Annotated in this window: 1 protein-coding gene; it reads right to left on the bottom strand. The window is 27.9% G+C overall.

Annotated features, from left to right (window positions below):
- Positions 1-15 precede the first annotated feature (15 nt).
- Positions 16-264, bottom strand: coding sequence for a hypothetical protein (locus CP355_RS10060; protein WP_098044457.1), 249 nt, complete (start codon positions 262-264; stop codon positions 16-18).
- Positions 265-466 lie beyond the last annotated feature (202 nt).

The following is a 466-nucleotide window of genomic DNA, read 5'->3' as shown; positions in this document are numbered from 1 at the left end:
GTCCAGATGGACTTTTTATTTTTCTAAAGTGTTCAATTTGATTTTACAATCGGCGTTTCTTTTTTGATTATTCTCAGTGACAAAACCCAATGTAGATCTTTTCGTAATATCACGTAATAAACTTTTCGCCTCAACTGAAAGCATCGTTTTATTTTCAATTAAGTATTTATACATATTTACTATATCGGATAATGCTTGATCACTTATCTCACTATTCTTCAACTCTCCCAGAATTATATCTAATTTAGATAATTCATCATACAAACAAGCATCTTCTAGTTTTTCACTATTTAAAATCTCACTTATAGTAATGAAAATTTTTATTTCGTTATTATATCCCTTCTTAAAACGTGAGACCGTAAAATTTTTTGTGTAAGGATGAATATTTCCTTAATTTTATTTCCCTGAATATTAGAAAAAGGAATCCTTTTCCCGTATGATTGATTTGAACGAAAAACATACTAGA

Source organism: Lactobacillus sp. UMNPBX4 (genome assembly GCF_002554115.1).
GTDB lineage: Bacteria > Bacillota > Bacilli > Lactobacillales > Lactobacillaceae > Lactobacillus > Lactobacillus gallinarum.
The sequence above is the reverse complement of the archived record's forward strand: the minus strand, read 5'-3'. Positions and strand labels throughout refer to the sequence as shown.